Source organism: Borborobacter xinjiangensis, assembly GCF_047739745.1.
Taxonomy (GTDB): Bacteria; Pseudomonadota; Alphaproteobacteria; order Rhizobiales; family Rhizobiaceae; genus Pseudaminobacter.
The window spans coordinates 20,378-33,720 of sequence record NZ_JBLLVA010000036.1 but is presented as its reverse complement, the minus strand read 5'-3'; the positions used below and the strand labels follow the sequence as shown (position 1 = coordinate 33,720).

Annotated in this window: 13 protein-coding genes; 4 read left to right on the top strand and 9 right to left on the bottom strand. The window is 62.5% G+C overall.

Going from position 1 to position 13,343, the window contains the following annotated elements:
• Positions 1 to 344: 344 nt before the first annotated feature.
• On the top strand, positions 345 to 650 hold the full coding sequence (locus ACLKMW_RS23635; protein WP_415726980.1) for a DUF1236 domain-containing protein: 306 nt from the start codon (positions 345 to 347) through the stop codon (positions 648 to 650).
• A gap of 856 nt (positions 651 to 1,506) precedes the next feature.
• On the opposite strand, the gene ACLKMW_RS23630 is transcribed toward ACLKMW_RS23635, so the two are convergent.
• Positions 1,507 to 1,905: a hypothetical protein gene (locus tag ACLKMW_RS23630; protein ID WP_415726979.1), complete on the bottom strand. Its 399-nt coding sequence runs from the start codon at positions 1,903 to 1,905 to the stop codon at positions 1,507 to 1,509.
• A gap of 170 nt (positions 1,906 to 2,075) precedes the next feature.
• On the opposite strand from ACLKMW_RS23630, the gene ACLKMW_RS23625 reads away from it, so the two are divergent.
• On the top strand, positions 2,076 to 2,876 hold the full coding sequence (locus ACLKMW_RS23625) for a helix-turn-helix domain-containing protein (RefSeq protein ID WP_415726978.1): 801 nt from the start codon (positions 2,076 to 2,078) through the stop codon (positions 2,874 to 2,876).
• 7 nt (positions 2,877 to 2,883) lie between these two features.
• Here ACLKMW_RS23625 and ACLKMW_RS23620 read toward each other — a convergent pair whose 3' ends face one another.
• The 4 genes from ACLKMW_RS23620 to ACLKMW_RS23605 form a co-directional block, all read right to left on the bottom strand.
• Positions 2,884 to 3,375 carry a nuclear transport factor 2 family protein gene (locus tag ACLKMW_RS23620; RefSeq protein WP_415726977.1) on the bottom strand — a complete coding sequence of 164 codons (492 nt, stop codon included), beginning with the start codon at positions 3,373 to 3,375 and terminating at the stop codon, positions 2,884 to 2,886.
• Positions 3,376 to 3,722: 347 nt separating this feature from the next.
• Positions 3,723 to 6,869: an efflux RND transporter permease subunit gene (locus tag ACLKMW_RS23615; RefSeq protein WP_415726976.1), complete on the bottom strand. Its 3,147-nt coding sequence runs from the start codon at positions 6,867 to 6,869 to the stop codon at positions 3,723 to 3,725.
• Between the two features lie 28 nt (positions 6,870 to 6,897).
• Positions 6,898 to 8,055, bottom strand: coding sequence for an efflux RND transporter periplasmic adaptor subunit (locus ACLKMW_RS23610; protein WP_415726975.1), 1,158 nt, complete (start codon positions 8,053 to 8,055; stop codon positions 6,898 to 6,900).
• A gap of 49 nt (positions 8,056 to 8,104) precedes the next feature.
• Positions 8,105 to 8,701, bottom strand: a complete 597-nt coding sequence (locus tag ACLKMW_RS23605) for a TetR family transcriptional regulator (protein ID WP_415726974.1) — start codon at positions 8,699 to 8,701, stop codon at positions 8,105 to 8,107.
• 334 nt (positions 8,702 to 9,035) lie between these two features.
• Between ACLKMW_RS23605 and ACLKMW_RS23600 the strand changes: the two genes are divergently transcribed.
• On the top strand, positions 9,036 to 9,416 hold the full coding sequence (locus ACLKMW_RS23600; protein WP_415726983.1) for a DUF1622 domain-containing protein: 381 nt from the start codon (positions 9,036 to 9,038) through the stop codon (positions 9,414 to 9,416).
• 13 nt (positions 9,417 to 9,429) lie between these two features.
• The gene (locus ACLKMW_RS23595) at positions 9,430 to 9,906 is read left to right on the top strand and encodes an MgtC/SapB family protein (protein WP_415726973.1); all 477 of its coding nucleotides are present in this window, start codon (positions 9,430 to 9,432) and stop codon (positions 9,904 to 9,906) included.
• A gap of 237 nt (positions 9,907 to 10,143) precedes the next feature.
• Here ACLKMW_RS23595 and ACLKMW_RS23590 read toward each other — a convergent pair whose 3' ends face one another.
• Genes ACLKMW_RS23590 through phnE form a run of 4 tightly spaced genes read right to left on the bottom strand, consistent with a single transcriptional unit; the run spans position 10,144 to position 13,273 of the window.
• Positions 10,144 to 10,623: a hypothetical protein gene (locus tag ACLKMW_RS23590; protein WP_415726972.1), complete on the bottom strand. Its 480-nt coding sequence runs from the start codon at positions 10,621 to 10,623 to the stop codon at positions 10,144 to 10,146.
• Positions 10,613 to 11,749, bottom strand: a complete 1,137-nt coding sequence (locus ACLKMW_RS23585; RefSeq protein WP_415726971.1) for an alpha-D-ribose 1-methylphosphonate 5-triphosphate diphosphatase — start codon at positions 11,747 to 11,749, stop codon at positions 10,613 to 10,615. The genes ACLKMW_RS23590 and ACLKMW_RS23585 overlap by 11 nt, the downstream gene beginning before the upstream one ends.
• Before the next feature lies 1 nt (position 11,750).
• Positions 11,751 to 12,455: a DUF1045 domain-containing protein gene (locus ACLKMW_RS23580; RefSeq protein WP_415726982.1), complete on the bottom strand. Its 705-nt coding sequence runs from the start codon at positions 12,453 to 12,455 to the stop codon at positions 11,751 to 11,753.
• Positions 12,455 to 13,273: a phosphonate ABC transporter, permease protein PhnE gene (gene phnE / locus ACLKMW_RS23575; protein ID WP_415726970.1), complete on the bottom strand. Its 819-nt coding sequence runs from the start codon at positions 13,271 to 13,273 to the stop codon at positions 12,455 to 12,457. The genes ACLKMW_RS23580 and phnE overlap by 1 nt, the downstream gene beginning before the upstream one ends.
• Positions 13,274 to 13,343: the final 70 nt, after the last annotated feature.

The window sequence follows — 13,343 nt, the reverse complement described above, 5'->3', positions numbered from 1 at the left end:
AGCACTACATTGATACCGCATATCACCAAACGCGGACGCGGCGCCGCCATGGAAAAAGTACTAGAGGGCTAAGCAATTCGCGGGTGAAGGGCGGTATAAGCCACCATCGCTAGTTGCAGTTCGGGGGCCGTTTCTTGTGCTACTCTCACCGAGAATGGCCCGGCTCAGTTCAACCGGGCGGGCTTTTCGTTCGTTGCTCGGTGCCGCAAACGTAATTGGCACGCCGGATGAGCGGGGCCGGCTAATTAGCCACCCGTCATTCACGAAGTTCTGAGGGCCATACCAGGCGGGGGAACCGTTTCGCTCGCGAGCGGTTGATGCACGTCAACTCAGGAGATTTCGAGATGTTTCTCAAAAGCACCCTTGCCGTCGCTATCCTACTCGCGGGAACCGCACTAGCAGCTTCCCAGACGGTCATCGTGACCCCCGAACAAGAAACCGTGGTCCGAGAATACGTTAGAACGAACCCGGTGGTCGTCGATCGTCCTTCCAATTTCGAGTTGGTGGTTGGTGCGATTATACCGGATATCTTCAAGCCCGGCGAACTTGCCGAAAACACGCTGGAAGGCCGGTATCAGTATGTCGTCATGGATGGGCGCACCGTGCTAATCGAGCCGGAAACCCGGAGAGTCGTCCATATCCTCGACTGACCAGGGGGGCGGTGCCCGGCCGCTTTATGTGCGGCCGAAGAAGCCGTGCTTGCGCTCGAATGTTTGAGCATAAGGCACGCGGTAGCCCTCTATCCGTGTCGCAACTAGCCCACCGTCTCATCCCAGGCGGCGGGCTTTTCGTTCAGCAATACCCATTTTTGGCGCTTCGCGGAGGAATAAAAGCCGCGTTTTGACAGTTCGAAAATGTCCCCTAGGCACGTTTGCTCCCCAAGGTGGTTCCGCTTCTTCCTCGATCGAGAGCGGCGTATTCACGATCGCGCGTCGCTCGATCGCGCGATCGACAGCATGTTGCGCTGCTGCAACCTCATGAAAATCAAGGCGGGCACGCTGGTTATCGGTCCGGAAATTCGGACGCGAGCGAATGGTCGTGCAACAGAAGAGGTGCCAACCTGTCCAGTTTGCCCGGATGTCAGATGCCCGCGCGAGCCGGCTCGCGTGGCTTGAGCGGCGCGCGCAACGGTAGGTGGCTTGCTCTCCCGAGCAGGATCAATCGTTCAGGTTCCATGAGCACGCGCCAGTATCGCCTGATCGCTGCAGATCTAACTCAGTCACACCAAGATCGAGAAACCGTTCGGTATCTTGGCGCGGGGTGTTAAGGACGCGCTCGCTCTGGCTGAGGTGACTGAAATCTGATCATAGTGGCTCTTGGTATGCCGAGGGGGCCGACTTGGGATGGAAAGAAATACGGCCGCTTTCGGAACAGCAGTGGATAAAGCGGCCCTCTGGTGTTGCAAAGGTCGAGATCACTCAAGAACAGCGGATTTGCATGGCCATCCGTTGCAAGATCCCGCCCACAAGAAGTTTGCGTTGATGCTGCAAGAGCCTGGCGGTTAGATCAGGCTACCGTCTTTCTCGCCTGACGTAGAGCCGAGACCTGGAGCAACACGAAGAGCGTGACGGCCAGCGCCTGCACGACGATAAAGGTAACGCCCAGCATGTTCGGCTCCACGACGCCGACGACGAGGATGGCGAAGCTGGCGATCACCCACGCCGTGTTCAACAGCACGATATCGAAGAGCAGGACGCGGGAAGCGCGTTTGCGCCGCGCCACGGCGACGAGCAGCGCCACGAAGGGCAGGAGCAACACGCCCGCCCAGAACAGCAGCGGGACCGGCAGGCTAAGGAACGGCCCAAGCAGACCCGCCCCAGCCACCATCAGCAGGGCGGCTGCGCCGGAAACCGCGGCGTCGATGCGCAGGGTACTCGTCAGGAAGGAGGTCATCGGAACGGTCATGAGTCTTTCTCCGTTGCTAAAACTGGGCCGGCCACTCCAAAGCGGTGCGGACCGGATAGAAGAAAAGATGACCGCAAAAGCAGTCGCTGGCGATTACGCGCGAGGTAATAGAAAACCGGACCTCCGACGGGTAGGTTTTGATAATCGAAGCCGCAGCCGGAGAAACGACGATGAACATCATGCAGGCGGGCGCGGGCACGCTGATAAGGCAATGGCGGCTGCGCCGCCGCATGAGCCAGCTCAGCCTCGCGCTGGAGGCCCAAGTTTCACAGCGCCATCTGAGCTTTGTGGAAAGCGGGCGCTCCGCGCCGTCGCGCGATATGGTGCTGCGGCTGGCCGACCAGCTCTCAGTGCCGCTGCGCCAGCGCAACCGGATTCTGGTGGCGGCCGGCTTCGCACCGATCTATGGCGAGCGCCCACTGGACGACCCGGCGCTCAGACCAGCGCTGACGGCAGTCGAACTGGTGCTGAAGGGGCATGAGCCGTACCCGGCCATCGCCGTCGACAAGGGCTGGAACATGGTGCTGGCGAACGGTGCGCTTGCGCCGCTCCTCGAAGGCGTGGAGGAGCCGGCGCTGCTCAACCCTCCGGTCAACGTGCTGCGGCTGAGCCTTCATCCGAAAGGGCTGGCGCCACGCATCGCCAATCTCGATGAGTGGCGCGTTCATCTGATCGAGCGGCTGAGAATGCAGATCGAAGCTACGGCCGATCCCGCGCTGGAAACGCTCGAGAAGGAGCTCTCCGACTATCCTGGCCGGCCGCGCGGCAATGGCCAGCCCTACGACGCGGCCGCCACTATCGCCGTGCCGCTGCGGCTCAGGATCAGTGGCGAGGTGTTGTCCTTCATCAGCACGATCACCGTGTTCGGCACCCCGCTCGACGTCACGCTTTCTGAACTGGCGGTCGAAACCTTCTTCCCGGCCGACGCGCAGACCGGGGAGATCTTGCGCCGCCTGGCCGCCAAGCCGTAGTGACGTTTCAACTATCAGGCATTTGCGTGGATGAAGGACGTATGCGCCTCACGAAGTGCAGGCTTCGGCGATCGATAAGCTGTTCTCGTAGAGGCGGTGGCCGGGTGATCCGGCCCTCCACGACACTGAGGTGCAGCGCGAACGGGCCCTCGAAGGATTTTTCCGTCGCGCGTACAGTCCCTGACACATGCCCCATCAGAACAGCGTCGGCACCGTCGACCAGGAAAGTGTCGATGGAGGCGCGCGCATGCTCGGGTACGGTATGCTGCATCAATTCGGTGAATTGGACCGCGCATTCGGCAGCGCTGGACCGCGCGCGGATCCATGGAGCGGCGGGGTTTTCGGCGAGCAGCCAGTCAACCTCCTCGGCGAACAGCTCAACGAGCCGCTTCGTATCCCCGGCCAGCCTGGCAGCAAGGAACTCCTGAACAACGGCCCGGGTGGCGGCAGCGACAGAATTCACTGCCTTGGCTGCATCCGTGGTAGGTCTGGCAGACATTGTGGTCTCCTCATTGCTTCGGTGGAATCCCGACGGGAATGTCGGTGGCGTTGATCCTGCCAAGGGACGGGAGAGCAGTCGATTACCTCGAAGATAATGAACGGCAGGATGCCTCGATCATATTGTTCATTTCACCGGCTAAGGGCCGTGCCCGGATCAGGACCGTCAATCCGTATCCTAATCGCGCGGGATCGATCCTTGCGCCGTAGCCCGTGACGAAATTCATGTCCTCAAGCCGTCGAACCCGTTCTCCGACGCCTAGGCGGGCAGGCCAACGCGCCAGGCCATCTCTGACTACGCGATGCAAGCGTCTGCGCAAACGCATAGGCCCCGGGTGACAGCCGACGCTATTCGGCAGCCAATGCGGGAGCTTGGCCGGCGTCGGCGATACCCGGTTCGAGCGTTTCGCTCTCCGTTGCAGCCAAACTGTTCTTCGGTTCGCGACCGAAGAACAGCGCATAGCCGGCGGGCAGGACAAGGATGGTCAAAACCGTCGCAACAAGAATGCCGCCCATCATGGCATAGGCGAGGGGTCCCCAGAATACGCCGCGCGAGATCGGGATCAAAGCAAGCACCGCTGTCATCGCCGTCAGCATGATCGGCCGGAAGCGACTGACGGCAGCCCCGATGATCGCTTCCGCGTACGCCATGCCCGCTGTGACATTCTGGTCGATCTGGTCGACGAGGATGATCGAGTTGCGCATGATGATGCCGAGCAGCGCGATAACGCCGAGGATCGCGACGAAGCCGAACGGCGCGCCGCTGATCAACAGCGCCACCGCCGCGCCGATGATGGCGAGCGGGCCGGTCGCCAGTACGAGTATCGCCTTGCCGAAGTGCTGGAGTTGCACCATCAGCAACAGCACGATGACGACTAGCATGATCGGCGCCTTGGCGGCGATCGAAGCCTGGCTCTCGGCCGAATCCTCGGCGCCGCCCTGAACTTCGATCTTGTAGCCGGTGGGCAGGCCGGCGCGAAGATCCGCCATTTCGCCGTAGAGTCTTGTGACGACGTCGTTCGACTGCACGCCGTCCGGCAGCGTCGCGCGCACCGAGATTGTCGGCAACCGGTCGCGTCGCCATTCGATGCCCTGTTCGAGGACAGGCTCTACCTTGGCGATTTGCGAGACGGGTACGAAGCCGCCAAAGTCGGTCGGCACATAGACGGAGTTGACGGCCGATAGCAGCGAACGGTTGCCATCCGGCTCGCGCGCCACGATCGACACCGTTTCCTCGCCGTCGCGGAAACTGTCCAGCGGCGCACCCGACATGGCGGCCTGCAGCATCTGGCGCACGCCTTGCGAGGTCACGCCGAGCGCCCGCGCGCGGTCCTGATCTATCGCCAGCTTCATCGCCGGCACCGGCTCCAGCCAGTCGTCGTGGACGGCGCCAAGCAGCGGATCGGCTGCAAAGCGCGCCTTGACCTCGTCGGCGATGCGGCGCACCTCCTGCCGATCCCGCCCCATTACGCGCATCTGCACCGGCCAGCCGGTCGGCGGGCCGAGGAACAATCTATCGACCTTGGCGCGGATCGCCGGGAAATCCTCGGCGAGAATGGTACGCAGCTTGACGATCAATCTTTCGCGCGCCGGCTCGTCATTGGCCATGACCAGAAGCTGTGCGAAATTCGGGTTTGCAAGCTGCTGGTCGAGCGGCAGGAAGAAGCGCGGCGCACCCTCGCCGATATAGGTGGCGATGAACTTCTTGTCGGGATCGTCCATCATCCTGGCTTCGAGCGCCGTGGCCTCTTTCTCGACCTCCTTGATCGAGGTGCCTTCGGGCAGCCATAGGTCGACGAGGATTTCCGGGCGTTCGGACTGCGGGAAGAAATTCTGCGGAATGAACTGGAACGACCACAGGCTGGCGGCGAACGTCGCCAGCGTCAGCGCGAGCACCATAATGCGGTGGCGCACCGCCCAACCAATGGTTGACCTAAGGCGGCGGTAGAAGCGCGTGTCAAACACGTCGTGATGCTCGCCGGCATGGCGGCGCTGCTTCAAGATTATGTAGCCCAACGACGGCGTGAAATAGACTGCCACGAACCACGAGACGACCAGCGCGATGCCGACCACGTAGAACAGCGAACGGACGTATTCACCGGCAGCCGAGGCGGCAAAGCCGACGGGAATGAAGCCGGCGGTGGTGATCAGTGTGCCGGTCAGCATCGGAAAAGCCGTCGAACTGTAGGCGAAGCTCGCAGCATCGAGCTTTTCCAACCCTTCCTCCAGCTTGCGCTCCATCAGTTCCACGACGATCATCGCATCGTCGACCAAAAGGCCGAGCGCGATGATGAGGGCGCCGAGCGAGATGCGCTGAAGGTCGATGCCAAGCTCATACATGATGGCGAAAGTCGCGGCGAGCACCAGCGGGATGGCGATGGCAATCACCAGTCCCGAGCGCCAGCCGATAGACAGGAACGAGACGGCGAGCACGATCACCAGCGCCTCGCCCAGCGCCCGCATGAACTCGCCGATGGCATCCGTCACCACATGGGGCTGGTTGGCGATCTGGTCCACCGAGACGCCATAGGGCAGGGCGGCTTCGAAACGCTGGTAGGTTTCCTCTATCGCCGCGCCAACATCAGTGACCTTGAAGCTCTTCGCCATCACCACCCCGATTTGCACGCTGTCGTGACCGTCGAAGCGATATTTGCGTTGTTCGGGGTCCTGCAGGCCGGAAGTCACTGTGGCGATGTCGCCAAGTCGGGTAACCTGGTTGCCGGTGCGCAGACGCAATTCCCTAATGTCTTCGGCTCGCTTTACGTCGCCCTCGACGGAAATGCGCACCGAGCGCGCACCGGTATCCACCGTGCCGGCCGGATCGACGGTGTTCTGGCCTTTGAGGGCGTTCTGCAGATCGGGGAGCGTCAGCCCGCGTTCCGCGAGCGCCTTGGACGACACGTCGATATAGATGACCTGCGGCTGGTCGCCAATGATGACGGCCTTTTCGACCCCTGGCGTCGTCAACAGCATGTCGCGCGCCTGGATGGCGAATTGCTTGAGTTCGGGATAGCTGTAGCCATCACCGCTGATGGAATGCAGGGTAATGAAGGTGTCACCGAATTCGTCGTTGAAATAGGGGCCAAGCAGACCGGGTGGCAACTCGCTCCTGATGTCGCCGACCTTTTTTCGCACCTGATAGAAGGCGTCCGCTACTTGCGTCGCGTCGGTGTCGCCCTTGACCTGCACCATGATGATGGCGCTGCCGGCACGCGAATAGGACTTCACGAAATCGAGGTGCGGCGTCTCCTGCAGCTTGCGCTCGATCTTGTTGACGACCTGGTCTTCCATGTCCTGCAGCGAAGCCCCGGGCCACACTGCCTGCACCACCATGACGCGGAAGGTGAAATCCGGGTCCTCACGCTGGCCCATGCGCATCAGGCCGAGCGCACCGGCGACGATGATCAGCCCGACCAGAAAGCGCGCGATGCTGGGATGGCCGATCGCCCAGCGGGACAGATTGAACGGTTTCTTGTCATCAGTCGAGGTCGTCATGATCGCCTCTTGTTCGGCGAGGATCGATTCAGCGCAGTGCGCTGGTCGCCTGCATGGCGACGGGTTGTTCCTCTTGCGACAGGGTTGCGTCGGGCAGCTTTACCTTCAGGTTCTCGGTCATGAATTGCGTGCCTGCGGCAACGACGAGGTCACCCGGCTGCAGCCCCTGGGCAACACGCACGCCGTCGGGCGCGAAGTCGGCCACGGTGACGGCGCGCGCATGCACGGTCGAGGTATCCCGGTCGGCCACCCAGACGATGGGCTTACCGTCCTTCTCAGCCAGCGCCTGCAGCGGAATCGAGGCGAGCGGGCGCCTCGTGGCAACCGCCGCCTCGACCGTTGCCGTCATGCCAAGCAGTACGCGTGGATCATCACCCAGGCTGACGCGAACGGAAAAGGTTCGTGATTGCGGGTCTGCGCTGCCGGCGACCTCGCGCACCTTGCCGGCGAGTCGCAACTGATCGTCGGTCCAGAAGCCGACCTTGACGGCCTGGCCCTGCTTGAAATGCGAAATGTCGGTTTCCGGTACGGCAATCTGGATTTCCTTTTCGCCATCAACGGCAACCGACGCGACCGGCGTGCCGACACCGACGACCTGACCGGTATCGGCGGAAATCGCGGTAACGATACCCCTTCTATCGGCCTTCAGTTCGGTGTAGACGACTTGGTTTTTCGCCTGCTGCAGCGAGGAAGCCGCGGCATCGCGGGCCGCTATCGCCTGCCGGTATACGAGCTGGGCTTCATCGACTTGCGCCTGTGAGGCAAACTTCTTGCCGAACAGTTCCTGCGCGCGACCCTGCGTCAGTCGCACCGTCTCAACCTGCTTTTCGGCAGCCATCAGGTTTGCCTCGGCAGTGTTGACCGCAAGCGCGTAGTCGGTCGCATCAATGCGCGCCAGGACGTCGCCGGGGTTCACCTTGTCGCCGATATCGACGAGCCGCTCGACGATCTTGCCGGCGACGCGGAAACCGTGGTTCATTTCCGTGCGGGCCTTGACCGATCCCGAATACTGGAGTTCACGGGTCGCGTCGGCCTTGGCAATTTCCACCACCTTCACCGGCCGGACCGTGGCGACGGGCTCGGTCGCGGCTTCGCTGCAGGCGGAAACCGATACAGCTAGGAGGCCGAGAAGCCCCAGCGTGGCGAAAGGACGCGCAACGCCCCCGAAGGTCCTGAACGAAAGCATCGTTCGTGCTCCTGAATGTTTCTGATCGGATGGCGGGTCAACGGCCCGCCTACCTCAATGCACTGATTGCGAAATCGACCAGTTCTTCCGGCCCCGCGCGATTTTCTTTCGCGAGGCATTGCGCCACCATTTGCGGATGGCAGAGCGTGACCGTCGAAGCGCCAAAACATCTGGCGGCGACGTCGGGGTCCTGTTGACGGAACTCTCCGGCTTCGATCCCGTCGCGGATGATGCCGGCATAGATCTGATGGAGACGGTCGACATGTTTCTCGATCACATGCCAGTCGCGCTCGATGGCAACGATCACCATCTCGTGCACCTTCTGCTCGTCGAGCATTGTCTCCATCGTGACGTGGTGCTGGTCGAGTATACAGCGGCGCAGGCGTTCGGAAGCGGACAGCGGCAGTTTGGAATTTTCCAGCGCCTGGTGCAGGCTGGCCGCCAGCATGCGGCCACAGATGGCTTGGTGGATTTGCTCCTTGGACGCAAAGAAGCGGTAGACGTTGGCAGGCGACATGCCAAGATCGCGGGCGATGTCGGCGACCGTGGTCTTGCCGTAGCCATAGTGGCGAAACAGCCGCTCGGCCGATTCGAGAATGCGCTCTGCATTCTCCTGGCGCGCTGCATCCAGTGTGATTTCTTCCATGTTCATCGCCGATGTCTAATGAGTGACGATTTTCGATTTTCGTCATAAATAATTCGAAAGTCGTTTCTCGTCAAGCGTGGCAATGCTGTCATCGTGGAATTCAGCGCATGAAGCGGCGCGCATCGTTGGTGGCTGCGGACGTCAGCCGGTCTCACATTCTGGTGATCGCCGAGCGAGGGATCCTCTCTTCCAGTGCTAACCCGGGAAGCTGCCATCACGATACAAGGCTTTGGACCCGTTGCAGGATACCTTGAGGAACCTGGGCCTTTGTCATTTCATTTCCCCTGTGTGGGCGACACACCGGATCGGGGCCGCCCGAGCCGTTCATGTGAAGATGACGTCGGGCTGGGAGCTGATGGCAATGGACCGGCTGGATACCGCACTGCAGGGGACGGCGCTGGCCCTGGAGGTGGCGGGGGTCGGGGTTATCGTCGTCGGCGCGCTGTTTGCGCTCGTCAGTTCCCTCGGCAGGCTGCGCAAGACCGGCGAGGCGGAGGCCTATTACCACTTCCGCCGACGCCTGGGGCGGGCGATACTGCTTGGCCTCGAGCTTCTCGTCGCCGCCGACATCGTTGGCACCGTTGCCGTAGAGCCGACGCTGGAGAATGTCCTAATCCTCGCCTTGATCGTCCTGATCCGGACTTTCCTCAGCGTCTCGCTTACCGTGGAAATCGAGGGCCGCTGGCCGTGGCAGGGTGGCGGAAAGGCAGGATGAAAGGGGTGTTCGCATGGCTGGGCTGACTGCGGAAGCGCTCGACATCTTGCTCAGGCTGTCCGCCGCTGCCATCCTTGGGGCGGCCATCGGCTTCGAGCGCCGCGTGCATCACAAGGCGATTGGCATCGCGGGCATGGTGCTGATCGCGATCGGGTCGACGACATACATGCTCCTCGGTCGCCATCTGGCTGAGACCGACCCGAGTTCGCTCAGCCGCACGCTCCAGGGTTTTCTTTCCGGCATCGGCTTCCTTGGTGGCGCGGTCATCTTCAAGAGTGGCTTCGACGTGAAGGGCATCAAAGCGGCGGCAGCCATCTGGATCACCGGTGCGCTCGGCCTTGCTATCGGAACCTCTTATTGGGGACTCGGGCTCGTCGTCGGCGTTGTCACGGCGGCCGTGCTCTTCATTGCCGACACCTTTCCAGACGAGGTCCGGGAGAAGAAACAGGAGCCGGCGGAACTGAAGGGCGGTCCTGATAAGAAAAACTAGCAGCTTCCGGATGCGCTATCGCGACTGGACGGGTGCCACGAAAGGCGCGTCGAAAGATAAATCTCCAACGTCAGCAGTTGGATATCGAGCAACCTTCAACCATCGTGGCGGAGCGTTACCTAGCAAGTGGTAGCAGGCGAGCCGGTCACACAATCAGCTAAATAACTACGGATCATGGCCACGAACGCGTCGCCGGCTTCGGCGAGGTCGCCGCTTCCACAGTTGCCACGCACCGTGTCAGCCGGGCCTGCTGGCTTTCGGCGGCTTCGCGACCGCGAGCGGCCAACCGGGCGGCGAGAATGTCGGGACGGCACGTGACCTGGATCGCAACCATGCGGCCGAACACCGAGCGGATCGCCGGCAGGGCCGCGCGCGACCGTTGATGACGGCAACGCCGCCAGCCGCCAGATGGCGATGGGCGGTGGCCGGGATGGCGTAATGCAGGCCGTGCGCTTCCCACGCCACGGCGAAGGCGCCCGAGGCCTGCGCGGCGAGGAAGGCATCGACCGACAGCGAATCGTGGTCCTCGGCATCGATCCTCGCGGGCCGGGTGATCGCCCGCCGCACGAACAGCACGGCCGGGTCCGCGCCAAGCCTTTCGCGGGCGTAGGTCATCAAGCTGTCCTTGCCGGCGCCGCTCGCGCCGACGACGGCGATCAGCAAGCCTTGCGCGACGCCGCCTCCGGTCGAGGCTGCAATGGCGGCGTCAGACGACACGGCTGCCCTCGCGCCAGACCGAGCGGACGACGGGGATGCCGGCCGGTCGCCGCACGCGCACCAGGTCCGCCCGCTGACCAGGGGCGATGCGGCCCCGGTCGCCCAGGCCCACCGCTTCGGCGGGATTGGCTGTCACCAGCCTGATGCTTTGCGGCAGCGACATGCCGCCATCCTCGTCGGCCAGCATGAACGGCGCGTGGATCAGGCTGAACGGCACGTAGTCGGACGACAGCACGTCCAACACGCGGGCGTCGGCCAACGTTTTCGCGGAGATGTTGCCCGAATGAGATTTCCCGCGCACGATGTTGGGGGCGCCCATTAGCACCGCCATGCCGGCTTCGTGCGAGGCTTGCGCCGCCTCCATGCTGGTCGGGAACTCGGCCAGCCGCACACCAAAAGTTTTCGATTCCTCGACATGCTCGGCGGTGGCGTCGTCATGGCTTGCGACCGCGATGCCGCGCTCGGCGCAGGCATCGGCAATCGCGCGACGATGCCCGGCGGCGTAGCGACCTGATTCCTCGATGCGGCGAGCGACGAAGCGCTCGAACTCGGCTTCCGACAGACCCCGCTTCTTCTTGTAGTACAGGATGTAGGCCTCCAGGGTCTGGAACTGGCGCTGGCCCGGCGCATGGTCCATCAGCGACGCCAGCTTGACCTGCGGATCAGCCGTGAAATCTTCGAAATGGTCGAGCACGTCGGCGGAGGATACCTCGCAGCGCAGATGAATCAAATGATCGGCGCGCAGCCGGTCCTCGCCCTGGGCAGTCTCGATGGCGTCGGCGATGGCACGCATCTCGCCGCGCTTAAAGCCGGCATTCTCATCGGAACCCAGCCGGAGGCAATCGAACACAGTGGTAATGCCGGACGCAGCCACCTGCGCGTCATGCGCCTGCAGAGCGGCGATGCTGTCCCACAGCACGCCCGGGCGCGGGCTGTAATGCTGCTCCAAATGATCGGTGTGGAGTTCGACAAGGCCGGGGATCAGGTAATCGCCGTCCATGTCTTCGCCGGTGTTGGTCCTACCCGTGTCGATAGCGCAAACAAGGCCGTCGCGCATGACGACTGACCCGGTGACGACCTCGTCTTCAAGGACGATCCGCGCATTGGTGAGGGTGGTTTCGCGCATATCAGGCATACTTTCTTGTCTCGGTCGCGCCGAGGCGGTGAATGGAATGGACGATGAAATCGGCTCCCGGCGCCGGCTCGATGAAGAGAGCGACGGCCGAGACCTCGACTGGCCGCGCAAGCAGCGGGCTAAAACGATCTCGCAGCGCCGCTTCGACGCGCACCGCTGCCAGCGCTTCAATTGAGCCGGTCAGTGTCATGTGGAAGCGGAACTCTTCCTTCACGTAGGGGTAGCCGTGGCGGTGGAGGTAGAGGCGTTGGCGTTCCGACAGAAGCTCAGGCCTGCGGCGTGCGATCTCGGCCTCGTTCAGCGGTGCGCGCAGTCCGTCGAAATGGTCGACGGCTGTGTCCGCCAGCGCGGAGATGCCATCTGCCTTTGTCGGCGTCAACGCAAAGAAAAGGCCAATTTCGGAAAGAGCGAGGCCGGGGATCGTGAATGGTGCTGCCTGCCCGACAAAGGTGGCGGTGACGGCCAAAAGGTCCGCTTCCGCCAAGCCGTCGCGCAAGCGGAACGGCGCCACCAGCGTGGCATGCAATCCGTAGCGGCGCGGTTCGCGTGTAAGGCTGCTGAATTCTTCAGCCGTGAACTCGACCGGGACCAATGGTTTGATCGCGTCGCCTGTGAAGGCGCTTCGACCCAGCCAGGTATGCGCCGCTAGTGTCAGCGGATCGTCAGGTCCAGGCGTGAAGTAGAGGGCGTAGCGCATCACAGGAACAACTTGCGCAGCCGCTGCGACAACAGATCGAGCAGCGATACCGTGATCAGCATGATGATGAGCATCGCCGACGCCTGCGGATAGTAGAAGCCGCGAATAGCCTCGAACAGCACCTGACCGATGCCACCGGCACCAATTACGCCGAGCACGGTGGCTGCGCGAACATTCGATTCAAAACGGTAGAGTGCGTAGGACATCCACAGCGGCATGACCTGCGGCACCACCCCGAAAATGACCTCCTGCAGTCGCGAGGCGCCGGTGGCGCGGATTGCCTCGACGGGGCGAGAATCGATCGCCTCGACAGCCTCGGAGAACAGCTTGGCAAGGATGCCGGTGGTGTGGACGAACAGCGCCATCACGCCGGCGAACGGGCCGAGGCCCACGGCCACAACGAAAAGCACGGCAAAGACCAACTCATGGATCGAACGACAGGCGTCCATGATGCGGCGCACCGGCTGCACAACGTACCAGGGAGCGAGATTGCGGGCCGACAGGATGCCGAAGGGCACAGCGAAGACCGCGGCTAAGAACGTACCCCACAGCGCGATCTGGATCGTGGAGAACATTTCCACGATGTAGTAGCGCCATTCGGAAAAGTTGGGATGCAGGAAACCTTTGGCATATTCCGCCATGTTGCCGGCATCGCTGAACAGGTAGGTCCAGCGCGACATTTCGGCCGGCGCCCAGCTCCAGATCAGCAGGACGAGGAGCGAAATCCACGTGGCCCAGGTCCACAGGCTGCGGGACCATTCTCGTTCCACTTCGGGGCGTGCGGGGGCAACGGACGCAATCTTGGCGGTCTCGTCCATGGGCGGTGTCCTGGAAATGCGCCGGCTGCCACCCATTGGCAGCCGGCAACTCTATGCTGGATTGGATAGG